17 protein-coding genes are annotated in these 19,792 nt (G+C 58.4%); 12 read left to right on the forward strand and 5 right to left on the reverse strand.

What is annotated here, in order from left to right:
• Positions 1 to 9: 9 nt before the first annotated feature.
• The 7 genes from mltB (at position 10) to HK44_RS26130 (ending at position 6,668) form a co-directional block, all read left to right on the forward strand.
• Positions 10 to 1,020, forward strand: coding sequence for a lytic murein transglycosylase B (gene mltB, locus HK44_RS26100; protein WP_019693808.1), 1,011 nt, complete (start codon positions 10 to 12; stop codon positions 1,018 to 1,020).
• Entirely contained in the window at positions 1,020 to 2,030 is a 1,011-nt protein-coding gene (locus HK44_RS26105) for a septal ring lytic transglycosylase RlpA family protein (RefSeq protein ID WP_019693807.1), read from the forward strand. Before mltB ends, HK44_RS26105 begins: the two co-directional genes overlap by 1 nt.
• 329 nt (positions 2,031 to 2,359) lie before the next feature.
• Positions 2,360 to 3,517 (forward strand): D-alanyl-D-alanine carboxypeptidase family protein, encoded by a 1,158-nt coding sequence (locus HK44_RS26110; protein ID WP_019693806.1) that lies wholly within the window; start codon positions 2,360 to 2,362, stop codon positions 3,515 to 3,517.
• A gap of 80 nt (positions 3,518 to 3,597) precedes the next feature.
• On the forward strand, positions 3,598 to 3,873 hold the full coding sequence (locus tag HK44_RS26115) for a DUF493 domain-containing protein (protein ID WP_017340995.1): 276 nt from the start codon (positions 3,598 to 3,600) through the stop codon (positions 3,871 to 3,873).
• On the forward strand, positions 3,873 to 4,520 hold the full coding sequence (gene lipB / locus HK44_RS26120; protein WP_019693805.1) for a lipoyl(octanoyl) transferase LipB: 648 nt from the start codon (positions 3,873 to 3,875) through the stop codon (positions 4,518 to 4,520). Before HK44_RS26115 ends, lipB begins: the two co-directional genes overlap by 1 nt.
• A gap of 31 nt (positions 4,521 to 4,551) precedes the next feature.
• Positions 4,552 to 5,550, forward strand: a complete 999-nt coding sequence (gene lipA, locus HK44_RS26125) for a lipoyl synthase (protein WP_162174778.1) — start codon at positions 4,552 to 4,554, stop codon at positions 5,548 to 5,550.
• 170 nt (positions 5,551 to 5,720) lie between these two features.
• The gene (locus tag HK44_RS26130) at positions 5,721 to 6,668 is read left to right on the forward strand and encodes a S66 peptidase family protein (RefSeq protein WP_019693803.1); all 948 of its coding nucleotides are present in this window, start codon (positions 5,721 to 5,723) and stop codon (positions 6,666 to 6,668) included.
• 135 nt (positions 6,669 to 6,803) lie between these two features.
• On the opposite strand, the gene HK44_RS26135 is transcribed toward HK44_RS26130, so the two are convergent.
• Both HK44_RS26135 and arfA read right to left on the reverse strand, forming a co-directional pair.
• Positions 6,804 to 8,126 carry a lytic murein transglycosylase gene (locus HK44_RS26135; protein ID WP_019693802.1) on the reverse strand — a complete coding sequence of 441 codons (1,323 nt, stop codon included), beginning with the start codon at positions 8,124 to 8,126 and terminating at the stop codon, positions 6,804 to 6,806.
• Between the two features lie 72 nt (positions 8,127 to 8,198).
• Positions 8,199 to 8,354: an alternative ribosome rescue factor ArfA gene (gene arfA / locus HK44_RS26140; RefSeq protein WP_019693801.1), complete on the reverse strand. Its 156-nt coding sequence runs from the start codon at positions 8,352 to 8,354 to the stop codon at positions 8,199 to 8,201.
• A 349-nt stretch (positions 8,355 to 8,703) separates the two neighbouring features.
• On the opposite strand from arfA, the gene HK44_RS26145 reads away from it, so the two are divergent.
• The 3 genes from HK44_RS26145 (at position 8,704) to HK44_RS26155 (ending at position 14,765) form a co-directional block, all read left to right on the forward strand.
• Complete coding sequence (locus HK44_RS26145) at positions 8,704 to 13,092, forward strand: dermonecrotic toxin domain-containing protein (RefSeq protein ID WP_031319713.1); 4,389 nt, start codon at positions 8,704 to 8,706, stop codon at positions 13,090 to 13,092.
• A 161-nt stretch (positions 13,093 to 13,253) separates the two neighbouring features.
• Positions 13,254 to 13,559, forward strand: a complete 306-nt coding sequence (locus tag HK44_RS26150; RefSeq protein WP_019693799.1) for a PsiF family protein — start codon at positions 13,254 to 13,256, stop codon at positions 13,557 to 13,559.
• A 192-nt stretch (positions 13,560 to 13,751) separates the two neighbouring features.
• Positions 13,752 to 14,765, forward strand: coding sequence for an AI-2E family transporter (locus HK44_RS26155; RefSeq protein ID WP_019693798.1), 1,014 nt, complete (start codon positions 13,752 to 13,754; stop codon positions 14,763 to 14,765).
• Between the two features lie 128 nt (positions 14,766 to 14,893).
• Here HK44_RS26155 and HK44_RS26160 read toward each other — a convergent pair whose 3' ends face one another.
• A complete protein-coding gene (locus HK44_RS26160) occupies positions 14,894 to 16,168 on the reverse strand; it encodes an Hsp70 family protein (RefSeq protein WP_019693797.1) in 1,275 nt (424 codons plus the stop codon).
• A gap of 296 nt (positions 16,169 to 16,464) precedes the next feature.
• On the opposite strand from HK44_RS26160, the gene HK44_RS26165 reads away from it, so the two are divergent.
• Positions 16,465 to 17,415, forward strand: a complete 951-nt coding sequence (locus tag HK44_RS26165) for a DnaJ C-terminal domain-containing protein (RefSeq protein WP_019693796.1) — start codon at positions 16,465 to 16,467, stop codon at positions 17,413 to 17,415.
• A gap of 23 nt (positions 17,416 to 17,438) precedes the next feature.
• On the forward strand, positions 17,439 to 17,744 hold the full coding sequence (locus tag HK44_RS26170; RefSeq protein WP_019693795.1) for a chaperone modulator CbpM: 306 nt from the start codon (positions 17,439 to 17,441) through the stop codon (positions 17,742 to 17,744).
• A gap of 207 nt (positions 17,745 to 17,951) precedes the next feature.
• Here HK44_RS26170 and HK44_RS26175 read toward each other — a convergent pair whose 3' ends face one another.
• Positions 17,952 to 18,278 carry a DUF6124 family protein gene (locus tag HK44_RS26175; protein WP_019693794.1) on the reverse strand — a complete coding sequence of 109 codons (327 nt, stop codon included), beginning with the start codon at positions 18,276 to 18,278 and terminating at the stop codon, positions 17,952 to 17,954.
• 342 nt (positions 18,279 to 18,620) lie between these two features.
• Positions 18,621 to 19,760 carry a sensor histidine kinase gene (locus HK44_RS26180; RefSeq protein ID WP_019693793.1) on the reverse strand — a complete coding sequence of 380 codons (1,140 nt, stop codon included), beginning with the start codon at positions 19,758 to 19,760 and terminating at the stop codon, positions 18,621 to 18,623.
• Positions 19,761 to 19,792 lie beyond the last annotated feature (32 nt).

Consider the following 19,792-nt stretch of genomic DNA (forward strand, 5'->3'; position numbering starts at 1 on the left):
AAGATTTCAATGCAAGTAATGCGTGGCTGGGTGACTCGATGCGCTCCGTGGGTCGGCCTGGTAAGCATCCTTGGTGCAGCGCAGGAGGCGCTGGCCGGCGATTATGAAGGCTCGCCCCAAGTGGCCGAATTCGTCGGTGAAATGACCCGCGACTATGGTTTTGCCGGTGAACAGCTGATGGGCGTGTTCCGCGAAGCCGAGCGCAAACAAGCGATTCTCGACGCAATCTCCCGACCGGCCGAGCGGGTCAAGCAATGGAAGGAATATCGCCCGATGTTCCTGACCGATGCGCGGATCGCCCGGGGCGTGGACTTCTGGCGTCAGCACGAAGCGGCGCTGGCTCGCGCGGAGCAGGAATACGGCGTGCCGGCGCAAGTTATTGTTTCGATCATAGGTGTTGAAACCTTTTTCGGCCGAAATACCGGCAATTATCGGGTGATCGACGCCTTGTCGACCCTCAGTTTCGACTACCCTCCACGTGCTGAGTTTTTTCGTAAGGAATTGCGTGAGTTCCTGCTGCTGGCCCGCGAAGAGCAGGTCGATCCGCTCACGCTTAAAGGCTCGTACGCCGGCGCCATGGGCTTGCCGCAGTTCATGCCGAGCAGTTTCCGCGCCTATGCGGTGGATTTTGACGGTGATGGCCACATCAATATCTGGACCAATCCGGATGATGCCATCGGCAGCGTTGCCAGCTATTTCAAGCGTCACGGCTGGGTGGCTGGCGAGCCGGTGGTCAGCCGGGCCGATGTGCGCGGCGATCAGGTCGACGGCGGCTTGACCACCGGCATCGAGCCGACGAAAACCGTCGGGGAGTTGCGGGCGTTGGGCTGGTCGAGTCATGATGCGCTGCGCGATGATATGCCGGTCACCGCTTTCCGGCTGGAAGGTGACAATGGCCCTGAATACTGGATGGGTCTGAATAATTTTTACGCGATTACGCGTTATAACCGCAGCGTGATGTACGCCATGGCTGTACATCAGTTGTCTGAAATGCTGGTCCAAGCACGGGGCGTCAAGTAATGCTGGCATCGCCAATCCGCAACCCCCTGAAGCTGGTGGCTTTCGCCGCGTTGTCGTTGCTCGTGGTCAGCTGTTCGACCAGCCGTGCACCGCAACAAAAATACACGACCGCCGTACGCGCGACGCCAGGCCTGGATATCAACCGTGCCCACAAAGACGGCGCGCCGTGGTGGGATGTGGATATTTCGCGCATTCCCGACGCCACGCCGACCCTGCACACCGGCCCGTACAAGGCCAATCCGTATACCGTGCTGGGCAAGACCTACTTTCCGCTGGCCGAGTCCAAGCGCTATGTCGCTTCGGGCACGGCGTCCTGGTACGGCACCAAGTTTCATGGGCAGAACACCGCCAACGGCGAAGTGTATGACCTGTACGGCATGAGTGCCGCACACAAGACCCTGCCGTTGCCCAGCTACGTTCGGGTGACCAACCTGGACAACAACAAGAGCGTGATCCTGCGGGTCAACGACCGTGGGCCGTTCTATTCGGACCGCATCATCGACTTGTCCTACGCCGCGGCCAAGAAACTCGGGTATGCCGAGATTGGCACTGCGCGGGTCAAGGTTGAAGGCATCGACCCGCAAGAGTGGTGGGCGGCAAAAGGCCGACCCGCGCCGTTGATGCTCAACGAGCCGCAAGTCGCGCAAAATAGCGCGCCGGTGATTACCGCTTCGGCCGGCACCATCGAGCAATGGACGCCACCGCCGCAGCAACATGCCGCGGCCGTTGTGCCGGTGCAGGTCGATGCAAAAAAAAACGCTTCTGTACCAGCCTCTGGCCAGTATCTGCAGGTGGGCGCGTTCGCCAACCCGGACGCTGCAGAACTCCTGAGATCGAAGTTGAGCGGGATGGTGAGCGCTCCGGTGTTCATCAGTTCTATCGTGCGCAACCAACAGACACTGCATCGGGTTCGCCTGGGGCCAATCGGCTCGCAGGGTGAAATCGCGCAAGTGCAAAACAGCGTGCGCCTGGCCAATCTCGGCTCTCCGAGCCTGGTGACGGCTGAATAAGTAATTCCTGATTCAAGGTTCACTTGCGGTTTGGGGGGTGAACCTGAGTTGTTGGCTCGTTGAACAATAAAAGCCCGGCAAGGGTTAGAGAGTGAACAACTGAACACGCGACAACCCGCAGTAGTCGGCTCCGTGCGAAAACTCGCCGAGCGACGATCAGGCAAGGCGAAAACAGGCGAGCAAGCGGAGTTTAGGGACCTAAATGAGCATTGCGAGCCTGTTTTCAACGCAGTCTGGTCGACGCGCAGGCAGTTTTCGTAGAGAGCCAAGCAGGTTGTCTGATTAGTTTTGCCCATAGGGCAGTTTCCATTAGCGATTTCGAGAGACGGATGAACATCACCACCTTTGCCAAACGCCTGTGCCTGCTAGTCCCGCTGCTCCTCTCGCCCGCCGCCTTTGCGGTCGAGATGATGCCGTCGCCACCACAACTGGCGGCTAAATCCTATGTGCTCATGGACGCCAGCAGCGGCAACGTGCTGGTCGAGAACAACGGTGACCAGCGTCTGCCGCCAGCCAGCCTGACCAAGCTGATGACAGCGTACATTGCGACCCTGGAAATCCGTCGCGGCCAGATCGGTGAAAACGATCCGGTTACCGTCAGCGAAAATGCCTGGCGCACCGGCGGTTCGCGGATGTTCATCAAGGTTGGCTCGCAGGTCACGGTGAGCGATCTGCTGCACGGCATCATCATCCAGTCGGGCAACGACGCCAGCGTCGCGCTTTCCGAGCACATCGCCGGCAGCGAAGACGCGTTCGCCGACCTCATGAACAAGACCGTTGCCGACCTGGGCATGAGCAACAGTCACTTCATGAACCCGACCGGTCTGCCAAACCCTGAGCACTATTCCACGGCTCACGACATGGCCATTCTGGCGCGTGCGATCATCCACGAAGACCCGGCTCACTATGCGATCTACTCGCAGAAAGAGTTCTTCTGGAACGGCATCAAGCAACCCAACCGCAACCTGCTGCTGTGGCGTGACAAGACCGTTGACGGTCTGAAAACCGGTCACACTGAAGAAGCCGGCTATTGCATGGTGTCCTCGGCAGTACGTGACGGCATGCGTCTGATCGCCGTGGTATTCGGCACCAACAGCGAAAGCGCTCGCGCCGCTGAAACCCAGAAGCTTTTGACCTACGGTTTCCGCTTCTTCGAAACCCAGACCTTCTATCAGAAAGGCGCCGAGCTGGCTCAGGCTCCAGTCTGGAAGGGCACCACCAACCAGGTCAAAGCCGGCCTGGCTGAAGACCTGACCATGACCCTGCCAAAAGGCCAGCTTAAAAAGCTCGCCGCCAGCATGACCATGAACCCGCAACTGGTCGCGCCGATCGCCAAGGGCGACGTGATTGGTAAAGTCGAAGTGAAACTGGACGACAAGGTCGTGCACAGCGCTGATCTGATTGCTCTGGACGCGGTCGACCAAGGTGGTATCTTCCGCCGCATGTGGGATAGCATCCGTCTATTCTTCTACGGCTTGTTCAACTGAATTAGTGTGGACCTGCATGGCCCCGTTCCAATCCGGAGCGGGGTCATGTCCGTTGCCACGGCTTACGAGGCCGTTACGCCATGACAGACACCGAAGTAAATGCGCCAAAGATCGAATTCCCCTGCGCGGATTACCCGATCAAAGTAATCGGCGATACCGGTGTGGGCTTCAAGGACAAGATCATCGCGATCCTTGAGAAGCACGCCACCGTCGACCACAAGACCCTGGCCGAGCGCCAGAGTACCAATGGCAAGTACACGACCATCCAGTTGCACATCATCGCTACCGGTCAAGAACAGCTGTATGACATCAACAGCGAGTTGCGGGCTACCGGTTTCGTGCACATGGTGTTGTGATGTCCGAACTTCTGGGCTTTCGCGAGCTCGGCCAAATGGCTTACGAGCCGGTCTGGCATGCCATGCAACGGTTTACCAACGAGCGCGGCAGCGACCGCGCCGACGAGATCTGGCTGGTCGAGCACCCACCGGTTTTTACCCAGGGGCAGGCCGGCAAGGCTGAGCATCTGCTGCTTCCCGGCGATATTCCGGTGGTGCAGGTCGATCGTGGCGGTCAAGTGACTTACCACGGCCCGGGTCAGTTGGTGGCGTATCTGCTGCTGGATGTGCGCAAGCTGGGTTTCGGCGTGCGCGACCTGGTCAGCCGGATGGAACAGTGCCTGATCGAACTGCTGGCCAGCTATGGCGTCACCGCCGTGGCCAAGGCCGATGCACCGGGCGTCTACGTCAACGGTGCAAAAATTGCTTCTCTGGGTCTGCGGATCCGCCACGGTTGCTCCTTTCATGGCCTGGCCCTGAACGTGGATATGGACCTGGAGCCGTTTCGCCGGATTAACCCCTGTGGATACGCCGGGCTGGCCATGACCCAGCTGCGCGATCACACCGGGCCGATTGAATTTGCCGAGGTAAGTGCCCGGCTGCGTGCGCAGCTCGTCAAACACCTCGACTATGCTGAGCAGACGACCCTAACGGGCGGAATCGACTGATATGACTACTGCGCAAGACGCTGTGCAAACCATGATCCCGACGCTGGATGTTACCGAGCGCCCGGCCCCGCGAGCCAAAGTGGAAGCTGGCGTAAAGCTGCGCGGCGCCGAAAAGGTTGCGCGTATCCCGGTGAAGATCATTCCAACCACCGAATTGCCGAAAAAGCCTGACTGGATTCGCGTACGCATCCCGGTTTCCCCGGAAGTCGACCGCATCAAGGCCCTGCTGCGCAAACACAAACTGCACAGTGTCTGCGAAGAGGCCTCCTGCCCGAACCTCGGAGAGTGCTTCTCCGGTGGCACCGCGACCTTCATGATCATGGGCGACATCTGCACCCGTCGCTGCCCGTTCTGCGACGTTGGCCACGGTCGTCCGAAGCCGCTGGACGTCAACGAACCGGAAAGCCTGGCCATCGCCATCGCCGACCTGAAACTGAAGTACGTGGTGATCACCTCGGTAGACCGCGATGACCTGCGCGACGGTGGTGCCCAGCACTTCGCCGACTGCATCCGCGAAATCCGCAAACTGTCGCCGAACGTGCAACTGGAAACCCTGGTCCCGGACTACCGTGGCCGGATGGACGTGGCGCTGGCCATTACCGCCGCTGAGCCGCCGGATGTGTTCAACCACAACCTGGAAACCGTGCCGCGCCTGTACAAGGCTGCGCGTCCGGGTTCGGACTACCAGTGGTCGCTGACCCTGCTGCAAAAATTCAAGCAGATGATGCCGCACATTCCGACCAAGTCCGGCCTGATGCTGGGGTTGGGCGAAACCGACGAAGAAGTCATCGACGTCATGAAGCGCATGCGCGAACACGACATCGACATGCTGACTCTGGGCCAGTACCTGCAACCGTCCCGCAGCCACTTGCCGGTGCAGCGCTTCGTGCACCCGGATACCTTCGCCTGGTTCGCCGAGGAAGGTTACAAGATGGGCTTCAAGAACGTCGCCTCCGGCCCGCTGGTACGTTCCTCGTACCACGCCGACGAGCAGGCGAAACTGGTCAAGGCCGAATTGATGTCGTCCTGATCCACGATGCCCGCAAGGCATATGCCTTGCGGGCATTTTTGTTCAAAGGTTGACTCGGTACCACGTCACACTCAGTTTTTTCCTGGACCCTGCGGGACGACTGAACCTCTTCTGTTTGTCCCCGTTCCTGACTACTGTGTGCTGAAGCATTCACACAGGGAGAATCACGGATGACCACTCGCTCGACCCTCGTTATTTCTGAGCATGCTCCAGTCCCGGCGTTACCCGCTGAAGGGCTGATCGGTGTGATTGCGCCGGCAGGCCCGGCGGCACTGGATACCGAAAAGGCTTTTCAATGGATGCGTGCACGCGGGTATTCGCTGCGGATTTTTCCGGGTGTCCTGGAGAAAGACGGCTACCTGGCCGGCAGTGACGACGTTCGCCTGAAGGATCTGCATGAGGCGTTTGGCGATCCGGCCATTGATGCGATTCTCTGCCTGCGTGGTGGCTATGGCAGCCCACGCCTGCTGGACCGGATCGACTTCGAGTTGCTGCGGCGCAATGCCAAGCCGTTTGTCGGCTATAGCGACATTACGGCGCTGCACCTGGCCATCAGCCGTTATGCGGGGTTCGTGACCTTTCACGGGCCGATGCTCAACGCTGACCTGCTGGGGAACAAGCAACAACCTACCGAGTCTTCGCTGTTCAGCCTGCTCAGAGGCCAGGTGAGCGCCGGGAGCCCTTTGGCGCACCCGGTGGCCTACCCGTTGAGCATGATCGAGCCAGGCATCGCTCGTGGGCGTTTGCTGGGCGGTAATCTGTCGATGATTGCCGCGACCCTGGGCACGCCTTTCGAAATCGATACCGACGGGATCATTCTGTTCATCGAGGACGTCAACGAGCCGTTGTATCGCATCGACCGGTTGCTGACCCATCTGCGCCTGGCCGGCAAGCTGAGCACGCTGCGCGGGGTGCTGGTCGGGGATGTGGCCGGCGTGGACAGCGATGCATTGGCGCAGTTGCTCAAGCAAACCTTCGAACCATTGCGGATTCCGGTGCTTGCCGGTTGGCGCAGCGGCCATTGCGACCCGAACCTGACGCTGCCCATGGGGGCGTTGGTGAGGCTGGATGCGGGGAGCAAGGCGTTGTGGCTGGAGCAGGATGTGGTGATCAAGTAACAGCCTGATCCGTGGCGAGGGAGCTTGCTCCCGCTCGGCTGCGTAGCAGTCGTATAACCGACGAACGCATTCGATTTGGAGGCGCTTCGCACCTCAGCGGGAGCAAGCTCCCTCGCCACGGATTGAGGCCAAGCCTCAGCGGTTACGCAAACCTTCCAGCAACTTGTGCGTCGGGTAACCGTCTGCCGGCCAGCCAAACGACTGCTGGGCGCTGCGTATGGCCTTGCGGGTGTTGGCGCCGATGATGCCATCGGCGTTCCCTGCGTCGTAGTTGCTGGCGCTCAGCAAATTCTGCAGTTCGATGCGCTCGGAACGACTCAGGGGCAGGTCGTCCTTCGGCCATTCGCCGTTGATCAGGCCCGTTCCGTTAAAGCGTTCAGACAACAGGTTCACTGCCAATGCGTAGGACGACGAGTTGTTGTATTTGAGGACCGCGCGGAAGTTGTCGAGAATCAGGAACGCCGGGCCGCGATAACCGGCGGGCAGCAGCAGGGCGGCTGACAGTTGTTCGGAACCGGGTGGAACGACGCCGCCGTTGGGCAGTTTGATGCCCATTTGCATCCACTCGGAGACGCTTTTACGAATCGCACCGTCAGCCAGCGAATAGTCGAAACCACTCGCCAGTTGCACTTCGAAGCCCCAAGGCTGGCCTTTCTGCCAGCCGGAGCTTTGCAGGTAATGGGCGGTGGAGGCCAATGCATCGGTCGGGCTGCCCCAGATATCGCGGTGACCGGTGCCGTCAAAATCGACCGCATGGGTGAGGTAGGTCGTCGGAATGAACTGGGTCTGGCCCATGGCGCCGGCCCAGGAACCGAGCATCTTCTCGGGGGTGATATCTCCCTGCTGCAGAATCTGTAGAGCGGCCAGCAATTGGGCGTGAGCAAAGTCCGGGCGCCGGCCTTCGTAGGCCAGGGTCGCCAGCGAGCGGATCACCGATTTGTCGCCCTGGAAACTGCCAAAGTTACTTTCCATGCCCCAGACCGCCACGAGTGCCTGGCGATCAACACCATAACGCTGCTCGATGGTGTTCAAGGTCTCGGCGTACTGGCTGAGTAAGGCCTGGCCTTTGCGCACGCGCGCGGCGGAAAGCGCGCCATCGAGGTACTCCCACACCGGGCGGGTGAACTCCGGTTGGCTGCGGTCGGCGCGGATCACGCTCATGTCCGGCGTGACGCCGGCAAAGGCGCGGTCGAACACATCCGGGCGGATACCGGCGGCGAGGGCATCCTTGCGAAAACCGGCTTGCCATTCCTCGAAGGTCTGGGTCGGCTGGATGTCGAGATTGTCGCCAGTCGGAACTACCGGAGGAATGATGGCCGGTGTGGTCACGGCGGGTGCGGTTTGAAGCGGTTGCGCGTCGGCAGCGGTAGGTTTTTCCGCGCAGGCGACAAGCAAGACAAGGCTGGAGGCAGCAATCAGTTGGCGCAGGTGCCAACGACGGGAAAGACAAAGGGGCATGCACGGGTCCAGATAAAACGAATCAGGTGCAGACCTTATCATGCCGAGGGGGAGCGAGGTGATGTTGAAACTTCATGCCGCCAGAAAGTAAGAAGCCTCCCAGCTTTTAGACTGGAAGGCTTCGCGGCGGTAGCTGCCTTTGCCCTTGCCGGGTTGTTCCTGACGGCTGCGGAACAGTGGCTGGGCGACAATGGATTTGGCCTTGTTGGGCCGCTTGTGTTTGCTCATGGGCGGTTCTCTCGTTAAGTGGTTTTACCGGGCAAATCATCGGCCGAAGTCGGGGTTCTGTCTAGTAGGCGCTGCCGATGGGGGCGATCGTCAACGATTTATCAGGCCGCGACGGTTGTACGCCCGAGCATTGTCGCCGATACAACGTTTTTTGAACGGTTTCATGACACGTTGAATAGGCCGTTGGTTGTCTGGTTTTATGGGCGTTCAGTAAGAAATATCTTACGGTCTAATCAGACTTGCACTCCATTAACGGATCGCTGAGCGTTGTACGCTTTTAACTTTGCGGCGCCACTGTTTTTTTAAAAATGGAGGCTGTTTATTTAAATAATTGCTCAGGTAGTTTCAGATGGTTTCGTCGGTAAAAGAAAGTGCAGCGACTGCTCCAGTTACTGAAATGAGTGTTCATCACGAGTTTATAAAAAAAGCTATTCCAGCCTGGCTGACCAAGGCGACGCCGCAAAGGATTCGTACTTTGAAAGTGGGGGAGCCAGGTATTCCAGAATGGATCAAAAGCGCCTCCAGAGCCGAACACCTCAGTGTGGCGCATGCCATGGAGGCAAGTTGGTCCTCGCAGAACGATGTCGACAAGATGTTGATGGATTTGCAAGACGTCTATTCATTTGCCGAACCTTTGCTACGACAGTCGTTAAAGGAAAAGTACGGAATTGAAGACGATGTCAGGGAAACGTTCCTGAAGTTGTACTCTCCGGTGAAGTTATCTCCGTGGGTTCAAAATATTGATGGTGGTGCCGTCAGTCGCACCGTTTCCTTACTGGATGCTGCGCTGCACAACTTCTCACGTTCGGAAGTGTTTCTGTCGGGGTCGGAATTTATCTCTCGACCTGATGCGCAGGGACACTTTGAGATAAAGAAAATACGAAATAATATGTCCATTGAACAATTCACGGCGTTGTGTCGGGAGTTGGATATTGGTGCAAGGTACAAACACTATCTGGAAAACTACTTGCGCCCCACCGATGGTCTGGCCCGTGGGGTGTTGCAGCACAAAGTCATAAAAAGTCAGCAGGCCGCGCTGAAAATCGCCCTGCAAATGGCGCTCTTGAAAAAAGACATTGGGGCTGAGGCTTATCTCGTTGTACAGGGCATGATCAAGGGACTTAAAGGTCTGACCCTGGACGGTATTGCGGTTCGTTACTACCACCTGACGATGCTCGACACGCTTGTGAAAGGCATCGTGCTCATCGCCCCCGATCTCGATGCCCCCGTCGACGGAAACAGGCGAATCATTGTCTATGTGCCGCACGATCCCGAGCATCCATTGAAAGAGTATCCGTCACTCGTCGAGTTTAGCCGCGAATTGACTCGCCAATTACGCGACACCGGCCAGAAGTCGACCTCTGCACAACCTTCGTCCGGGTTCAGTTATCAGCAATTCTTCAGTCGCTTTGTCGACCATCGGCAACGTGGGCACTTTTTTGCCGCGCTCAATGGACAACTGGTGCAGATCACCCAGCACGAGAAGGAATGGGGCGTCGATCTGCCCGTATGGCGCGAAACAGCTGTGGAAAACCCACGTCTGCACTATGGCGTCGTGCGGTTCGAGAACGACACCGAGACCCGTTTCAATGGCGACCTGTGGGTTTATCTCTATCAGCAGCAGCAAAACAAAATTCTCAACGACGCTCGGGCACTGGTCATTTCCACTGCCGATGCCGACCGTACGGAACGTTGGGCGTGGATTGAAAATCTGCAAAAAATGCTCTTGGACATCTTCAATGTCGCGTTATTGGTGGTGACTCCCTTCGTGCCTTTTCTGGGTGAATTGATGCTGGCCTATACGGCTTATCAGTTGGTCAGTGAAGTTGTTGAAGGTGTACTCGATCTGTCTGAAGGATTGTATCTGGAGGCCGCTGAACAACTGATCGGCTTCACCGAAAGCGTGGTTCAACTGGCAGCGTTTGCCGGCGGCATCAAGATTGGCAACCTGGCGTTCTCCAGGTTGTCACCGTTTATCGAAGGGGCAAAACCGGTCACCCTGCCCACTGGCAAACAACGTCTGTGGGGGCAGAATCTTGAGCCTTACCAGCAAAAGGCACTGGTTCTGGCCGCAGATTCAAAGCCCGACGAATTGTGGCTGCATCAGCACGACGGCAAGCCGATCCTGCGCCTCGATACGTCTCACTTCGAACTCAAAAAAGACCCGCAAACCGGCAAGCACCGGGTGCAGCATCCAACCCGGCCGGATGCCTATCAACCTGTGGTCGAGAGTAACGGGGCGGGGGCATTCGTGATCGAAGGCGAACAGCCTCAGTCGTGGGATGAGCAAACGTTGATGACGCGGATGGGGCAGCCGCTTGACGGTTTGACCGATTCGTTCGACGACATCCGCACGGTCAGCCGCACCCATGTCGACGCGATGCGCCGGATGTACATCGACAATGAGCCTCCATTGCCCTTATTGAGCGATACCGCTACGCGATTCAGGATTGATCGGGATATTCAGACGTTCATCGATCAGATCAGCAGTGAACAACCACAGCACTACTTGAAGGCCGATATACGCACACAGCTGCAACTGCTGGATGGAGTGTGGCCCGGAGAAAAGCCACTGCAACTTGTCGCGCGCGATGGAAGCGTCATTTGGCAGACAGGCTCCAACGATTCTGCACCTGTGCGGATAAACGAGGACCACCTGAACGATGGCGACCTTATTGCAACCTTGCTTTCGCACCTTGATGAAGGTGAAACAAAAACATTGATGGAAGTTGAGTTAGGCGCGTCGGTCACGACTACGGGGGCTCATGCAAAAATCCTGCGGGCGGACATCGCACGGCGTGCCAGCGCCAAGCGAAACTTCATGTTCAATGCTCGTTACCTGGAGCACGAGTTGCGCTGGAGTGCTCAGGTACAAGCCGTTCAGTCCGAAATGCCGGGTCTGCCTGGCGCTGTTGCGCAAGAGTTGCTGGCGGTCGCCACACCCGAGGAACTGCAAATAGTCGCCCAAGGGCGCTTGCCATCGCGACTCAAGGGGCTGGCGCTCTATGCGCGTGAAGAAGTGAGGGTTGCTCGTGCTTATGAGGGGCTTTACCTGGCGTCGGTCGAAAGCTTCGATACCGAAACGCTGGTGCTGCATTCGCTTGAGAACCTGCCGGGCTGGCCCTCGGATGTGTCCATTCAAGTCAGGCTGTTCGAGTACGAAGGCGGGGTGTTGGACAGTATCGGCACAGACGACGCCAAGCTTAAACGCACGATAGTCTCGCGCGTAGATGGCAGCTTCCAGGCTTACGATGATCAAGGTAATGCCTTGCACGCAGAGACTGACCTCTACTCCTCGATCTTGCAGGCACTCCCGGATGCCGAACTGAACGGTTTGAATATTCGCAGGAGTGACGTTCAGACACTGAAGCAGGCCGTACGTGACCATGCAGTAAGGCCTGACAGGTTGTCCACGATACTTGCGCAGTTCCCGGTCCCGATACCACCGGCTTTCAATCCCACCTTGCTTCGTCTGCGTGGAGGTGCATCTGATGGGGAGGGTGTGGCGTCAGAGTCGCTGAATATCCAGGAGGTTTTTAAAGACCTTGTCGAGCGGGCCTATTCTTCTGAGCCTTTGCCGTCGGTAAAAAACGACTATTTGAATGGGTTGAAATTAATACACGAGAACCTGTCGGTACTGGACCTGAATTATCTCCAGTGGGCGTTTCACGATGCAGTCGACAGCCCTTTGGTGACCGCAACAATGCGCCAGAGTGTCGAACTGTTGCCCGAGCTGAAAAAATTGCTGTCCCCTGAGCAATTCACCGAACTACTGAACAACATGTTCATGGACGGTGAACCAACGCCCTTGTCGGATTCGCAGCGGGAGCTGGGAATGACTGCTCGTTACCTGAAGAGAACAGAACGTAAGGATCAATATGAATCGCTGGCCCTCGCAGCGAAAGCAGGCAACGCCCCGTCGGGCACGCTGGCTGATTTGCATAGCTACGTGGAGATGCTGGGTGAGCATATGACCGCAGCCGAGAAGGTCATTGAAGTCTCGTCGCAGACCATGGCCGATTTGAACATGGCGCAGCGTGCGATCACCCGCGCCAAGGAGCTTCTCCCTTTGTCCGGCAACCAACTACCGAGCATCTGGGAAAAGGGCGGATCGGCTATCGCTGCACTGAAAAATCTCCGAAAAATCGACTTGGCTAGCGGTTTGCCTACGGCCGAGCTCACCACTGCTGAAGCTGCACAGGCCGCTATCAACATCAAGGGTGGGAACTGTTCGGAGAATTCGAAAGTGACGTTCTCGATCCTCGCGAACCAGCCCCGGACATCTGAAATACACATTGTCAAAGCCACCAACTTTGACCATCAGTATGTTGTCATTGGTGACTTGAGCCACCCGGAGCAACTGGTCGCTGCCGATTCCTGGCCAGAGTTTCCCAGTGCCCATCTGACCCGCGAGGGTTACTTCACGTTTGATCCTGAACCGGTACTGACCCTGAAGCCCGGCCCTGCCGTCGCCGAGTATGCGTTTATCGACGATGCACCTTCTGGCCCTGCCGTTATTCCGGCTCGAGGCTCGGATGATTCGACGCTCAGGGCGATAAAAATTGCCAAGCTGCATCAGAAAGGTGGTTATGCCCAATGGACTTCATTGAAAGAGCTAGGCGCTACCTATGTAGCGCCTGATGAGCGAGCGGTTTCTTTCGAGCGACACAGCGCCTCGATTATCGAGAATCGCATCGAGACGTTTGAGGGCTACTACAAAGCGATCTCGTCCCGTTAACGGCCATTCTTGCAGCGTTGTTCGAGCCGGGAGCGAGTCGCGGATAACTCGCTCTCGGCTTTTTTGCGGGTCGGCAAAGTTGAAAGGTGAAGGTGTAACGGCATTTGTCTACACTCCGTTCGAGGCCGCGCCCATCGGCGCGGTAACAAGGAGAAAACTCCATGAAGATGCTGCGTATCCCTTTGTTGATGATTGGTCTGCTGCTCTGTTCCCAGGGCTTTGCCGCCACAGCTCAGCAGAACAAAATGGCCACCTGCAATGCCGACGCCACCGCGAAAGCCCTCAAGGGTGATGAGCGCAAAGCCTTCATGAGTACCTGCCTCAAAGCCGCGCCGGCAGCAGAAGCGGCCAAACCCATGACCCCTCAACAAGAGAAGATGAAAACCTGCAACGCCACCGCGACCGCGCAGGCGCTTAAAGGTGATGCGCGCAAAACCTTCATGAGCGATTGCCTGAAGAAGAAATAAGCTGCGCCCCCCCGTGCCCCTCTGTAGGAGCAAGGCTTGCCCGCGATTGGGGCACCGCGGTGGAACTGACAGATCGCGTCATCGTTCATCGCGAGCAAGCTTTGCTCCTACAGCGGTGAAGTCATCCGCTCGCTTCAATGCCCGAAGGCTGGCAGACTGCCAATCCTTTAACGCCGTTTGTTTTGAGGCTGTATGCCAACGTTTTCTCAGCGTCACGTGTTGCTGTTGGTCAGTTGGGTGATCATTTTTGGTGGGCTACTGCTGGTGATACCACTGCGGCTGTTGCCCAGTCTGCTTGCCGGGTTGCTGGTATTCGAGCTGGTCAACATGCTCACCCCTCAGCTGCAACGACTGATCGAAGGGCGGCGCGCACGCTGGCTGGCCGTGGCCTTGCTCGGCACGCTGGTGGTCAGCGTACTGGCGCTGATTTTTGCCGGTGCTATCAGTTTTCTGCTGCACGAAGCGGAAAACCCGGGGGCTTCCCTGGACAAGTTCATGCTGGTGGTCGACAAGGCTCGCGGTCAGTTGCCTCCGTTCATCGATGCTTATCTGCCGGCCAGCGCCGCCGAGTTTCGTGTGGCCATTGGCGAATGGTTGAGCAAGCACCTGAGCGACCTGCAACTGGTCGGCAAAGACGCTGCGCACATGTTCGTCACGTTGCTGATCGGCATGGTGCTGGGAGCGATCATCGCCTTGCAGCGCATCCCTGACCTGACCCAACGCAAACCCCTGGCGGCGGCACTGTTCGACCGTTTGCACCTGCTGGTTCAAGCGTTTCGCAATATCGTCTTTGCCCAGATCAAGATTTCCCTGCTCAACACTTTTTTTACCGGGATCTTCCTGGCGGTGCTCCTGCCGCTGTTCGGGATCAAGCTGCCGTTGACCAAAACCCTGATCGTGCTGACCTTCCTGCTGGGCTTGCTGCCGGTGATCGGCAACCTGATGTCCAACACGCTGATCACCATCGTCGGCTTATCGTTGTCGATCTGGGTCGCGGTGGCGGCGCTGGGTTATCTGATCTTTATCCACAAGCTGGAATACTTCCTCAACGCGCGGATCGTCGGCGGGCAGATCAGTGCCAAGTCCTGGGAGTTGCTGCTGGCAATGCTGGTGTTCGAAGCCGCATTCGGCCTGCCGGGGGTGGTGGCGGGGCCGATTTATTACGCGTACCTGAAGAGCGAGTTGAAGCTGGTCGGGATGGTTTGATCCTGAGTTGATCTACTTGTGGCGAGGGAGCTTGCTCCCGCTGGGCCGCGAAGCGGCCCCTTATCCCGAAAAAGAGGGGACTGCTACGCAGTCCAGCGGGAGCAAGCTCCCTCGCCACAGGGGTTGCGTCAGGCCAGAGTGCCGTAACGCTTCATGGCCTCGATCGCCAATCCGCTGCCGATGCTGCCGAAGATGTTCCCTTCTACATGCTGCGCGTTAGGCAGCATTGCCGACACGCTGTTACGCAGCGCCGGAATCCCGCTCGAACCCCCGGTGAAGAACACCGTATCCACCTGATCGACGCGCACATTGGCGTCGTTGAGCAATTGGGTCACGCTGTTGCGCACCCGCTCCAGCAGGTTGTCGATGGCCGACTCGAACAGCGCCCGGCTCAGTTCCACGCTCAAACCCGGCTCGATCCGGTCCAGCGGCACGTGGCGACTGTCAGCGTGGGTCAGCTGGATCTTGGTTTCCTCCACTTCCATCGCCAGCCAGTGCCCGGCGCGCTGGTCGATCAGCTTGAACAGGCGATCGATACCGCCGGTGTCTTCGATGTCGTAACGCATGCTTCCCAGCGCCAGGGTCGACTTCTGCGAGTACACCGAGTTGATGGTGTGCCAGGTCGCCAGGTTCATGTGGTGGCTGGTGGGCATGTAGGCGCCACTTTTCATCCGGCTGCCGTAGCCGAACAGCGGCATCAGGCCCTGCAGGCTCAGTTGCTTGTCGAAATCGGTCCCGCCGATGTGCACGCCGCCGGTGGCGAGGATGTCGTCGTGACGGTTGTCGTGGCCGCGTCGCTCAGGCGACAGGCGCACCAGGGAGAAGTCCGACGTACCCCCGCCGATGTCGACGATCAGCACCAGCTCTTCCTTTTCGATGGTCGACTCATAGTCGAACGCTGCGGCAATCGGTTCGTACTGGAACGAGACGTCCTTGAAACCGATGGCGCGGGCTACGTCCACCAGGGTGTTTTCGGCTTCCTGGTCGGCCATTTCATCGTCATCGACGAAAAATACCGGACGCCCCAGCACCACTTCTTCGAATTCTCGACCGGCGGCGGTCTCGGCACGCTTCTTCAGCTGGCCGATGAACAGCCCGAGCAGGTCCTTGAACGGCATTGCCGTGCCCAGAACGCTGGTGTCGTGCTTGATCAGCTTGGAGCCCAGCAGGCTTTTGAGCGAGCGCATCAAGCGGCCTTCATAGCCTTCCAGATACTCGTGCAGCGCCAGCCGGCCGTACACCGGACGGCGTTCTTCCATGTTGAAGAAGACCACCGACGGCAGGGTGATCTTGTCGTCCTCCAGCGCGATCAGCGTTTCCATGCCAGGGCGCAGCCAGCCGACAGTGGAGTTGGACGTGCCGAAGTCGATACCGCAGGCACGGGCCGCAGATGCGTTTTTCATGTCTTTCGAGTTCCGGTTAAAAAACGGCCGCGCAGTGTATGTCAGAGTGACACAGAATCGAAGGCCGACTATCCGCTAAATTCAAGGTCATCGCTCACTTGAAAGACTATCCTTGTTCCCCAAACTTACGGACATGGCGTGGCAGCCACTCGGTGATCAACTGATCCGCCCCGGCTGCCGATAAACTTCTGATGTGCTGCCCGATCATATTGTTGAGATCGGTCAGGCCTGTGACAGCCAATCAGTGCATGCTGTGTCTGGCTGCGCGATATCGATAACGGATGGTGATTCCCTCGATGGACTTCAAAGACTATTACAAGATTCTCGGTGTGGAGCCGACCGCTGACGATAAGGCGATCAAGGCCGCCTATCGCAAGCTGGCGCGCAAATACCACCCCGACGTCAGCAAGGAAAAGGACGCCGAGTCAAAGTTCAAGGATGTCTCGGAAGCCTATGAGGCGCTGAAAAGCGCCGACAAGCGCGCTGAATACGACGACTTGCGCAAATACGGACAGCACGGCCAACCGTTCCAGGGCCCGCCGGGTTGGCAGCGGCGTGGTGGTGCGGGAGGCTTTGGCGGTGCTCAGGACAGTGGCGACTTTTCGGACTTCTTCAGTTCGATTTTTGGTAACCGTGGCCCGGGTTTCGGGGGTGGACAATCTGGCCGCAGTGCCGGTCGTCGAGGGCAAGACGTGGAAATGGAATTACCGGTATTTCTGGAAGAAACCCTGTCGACCGAATCGAAGAAGGTCAGCTTCCAGGTGCCGCAGTACAACGCTGCCGGCCAGCACGTCAGCAATACCAGCAAAAGCCTGAACGTGAAAATTCCGGCGGGTGTCACCGATGGTGAGCGCATTCGGCTCAAGGGCCAGGGCGCACCGGGTGTCGGTGGCGGCGCCAATGGCGACCTGTACCTGACCATTCGTTTTGCGCCACACCCCAAATACGACGTTGAAGGTGAAAACCTGATCATCACCTTGCCGCTGGCCCCGTGGGAATTGGCGCTGGGCGCGGAAGTCGCGGTGCCGACCCTGACCGGCAAGATCAACCTGAAAGTTCCAGCCGGCAGCCAGAACGGCCAGCGCATGCGTGCCAAAGGCCACGGCCTGCTGAACAAGGCCGGGCAACGCGGTTATCTGTTCGTGCAGCTCAAGGCGGTGATGCCCAAACATACCGACGATGACGTCAAAGCGTTGTGGCAGGAGCTGGCGAAGAAAGCCGCTTTTAATCCGCGGGAGCATTTTTGAGTCAAGAGAAGGAGTAGCCAATCATGAGTAACCCCCTGATCGTTCAACTGGACATGGCAGAATTCTGTGAGGCGACCGATTTGTCGGACGTCTACGTGATCGAAATCGTCGAACACGGCATCCTCGAACCTCAGGGCGCGCAGCCCAAGGATTGGCGTTTCAACGACTATGAACTGGCGGTCGCCAAGCGTGCCGCCAAGTTGCACCGAGACCTTGAGCTGGAATGGGAAGGCGTCGCCTTGGCGCTGGACCTGCTCGAAGAAGTGCAGCAGCTGCGCACCGAAAACCGCATGCTCAGGCAGCGGCTGGGGCGGTTGGTGGTGGAGTAGCACAGGGATGAACACTCAACCTGTGGCGAGGGAGCTTGCTCCCGCTGGGCTGCGCAGCGGCCCCAAAACCGACGAATGAGAACCTTCAGAAATATCCTCACTGCCAGTATTGGGACCGCTTCGCGCTCCAGCGGGAGCAAGCTCCCTCGCCACAATGCAGCCTTACAGCGATTCGGGCGGATCAAGATTGTCCAGCGCCCGATCCACCTACAACAACCCCAACGAAATCATCTGCTGAATCGCCAACGCCACATGTCGGCGCGTGCCTTCTAGTTCGAACGCCAGGTCGCTGGCCATCACATTGACCGCCGCCAGGGTTTCCGAGGCGTGAGCCAGCAGGGTTTCGTTGTCCAGATCGGGGATCACCGCAAAAATGTTGGACGGACGTTTATCGGGCAGTTTGGCTTGGGGGAAGGGCGGTTTGAGGTAATGATCCAGCGCCCGCTCGGCGGCGTCGTGGAGTTTTTTTGAGTCAGCGGTGGCGTAGGGCGAGGTGCTTGGGGTTTCAGGGGGATTGGGGGTGACTTTGTGCATGGTGACGCTCCGTTTATTTGGCTGGAGCTGCCACATTCGTTTCCAGGCGAAAGGGTGGCAGCTGTGAGCGGGCTGGAAAACCGAGGCAAAACGGCAAACCCGGCAGACCCGAAGGTCTCCCGCACACAGCCGCCATAACAGTGAACTGTTGGCGCAAAAAAACGCACCGCAGTATGTCATGTGGCGCGCAGTTACGCCGTGTTGCTCTGCGGGTTTCCAGGCCCGATCGCTGCATGGGCAGCGACCCTTGGAGGTTAGTGATCGACCTTCCCACCTGCAACCGTCAAAACGCGTCGGACAATTCCCGGCTTAAGCCACTCCGTTAAACATCGTTGCCCGCATCTACAAAACCACCCGCGACACCCTCGGCAACACCACGCTGAAGGTCGTGCCCTCGGCCTCGCTGGAACTGACTTCGATCGTACCCTGATGCGCATCCACCACTTGTTTGACGATGAACAAGCCCAACCCAAGGCTGGTGGACGGGCCGGTGAGGTCTTCGCTGGCGCTGCGCACCAGTGGGTCGAATATCGTCGGCAGTGCCTCGGCGGGAATCGGCTCGCCATGGTTGTGCATGGTCAGGGTCACCTGATCTTTTTCGCCCATGATGCTCAGGGTTACCGGACGGTGATTGGCACCGTGTTGCAAGGCATTACCGACGAGGTTTTGCAGCAGTTGGCCGAGGCGCGCGCGGTCCCAGATGCCATGGGCGTCGCCTTCGACGATCAGTTGTGGATTGCAGCCCGGCTGTCCGGCGCCGGCTTCGTCCAGCGCAGCTTTTGCGGCCGCGGCCAGGTCCATCGGTGCCGGTTCGATCGGCAGGCTGCTGCCCAGTCGGCTGCGCACCAGCTCCAGCAAGTCGCTGACCATCGCCGCCATGTGCCGGGCACTGGTCTTGATGCTTGTCACATAGGTCTGGGCGTCAGTGTCCAGTTTGGCCTTGCGTAGCAACATTTCGGTGGACATGTTCACTGCCTGCAAGGGGGTGCGCAGATCATGGCCCAGAATGGCCAGGAAGATGTCCCGTGAGCGATTGACCTGCTCGGCGTACGCTGCGGTGGACTCGGCCAGGGCTTCGTCGATGGCTTCGTTGAAACGGATCATGTCCTGCAAGTACGCCACGTCCGGCGACTCCAGGCTGTTGACCCACAAGCGAATCACGCTGGCCCGCAAGTGGCGGAACTCAGAGGTCATCTGCACCAGATCAAACCCCACGTTATGCCGAAGCTCGCCATGGCTGGCGGCTGCCTTGTCCAGGCCTGGGGTTTTTTCCGGGCCTTCGCCCCTGGCCTTGGCCGCTTGTTCGCGGGCGGTCTGGGCGGTCTTCATGTCGCGGGAAGCGGCCAGCAGGATCGATGTGGCGTGGTCGCGCAGGAGCGTCCGGTCCATGGAGTCAGGGTCGGGGGCTATGGTTCGGGCGAACTGCTCCCATTCATCGACGATGCGGTCGACGTGAGTCACGATGAATTCGGATAGACGCATGGTCGAAGGCTCCACGCAGTAAGCGCTTGACT

Source organism: Pseudomonas fluorescens HK44 (assembly GCF_000217955.3).
In the GTDB taxonomy this organism is placed as follows: domain Bacteria; phylum Pseudomonadota; class Gammaproteobacteria; order Pseudomonadales; family Pseudomonadaceae; genus Aquipseudomonas; species Aquipseudomonas fluorescens_AQ.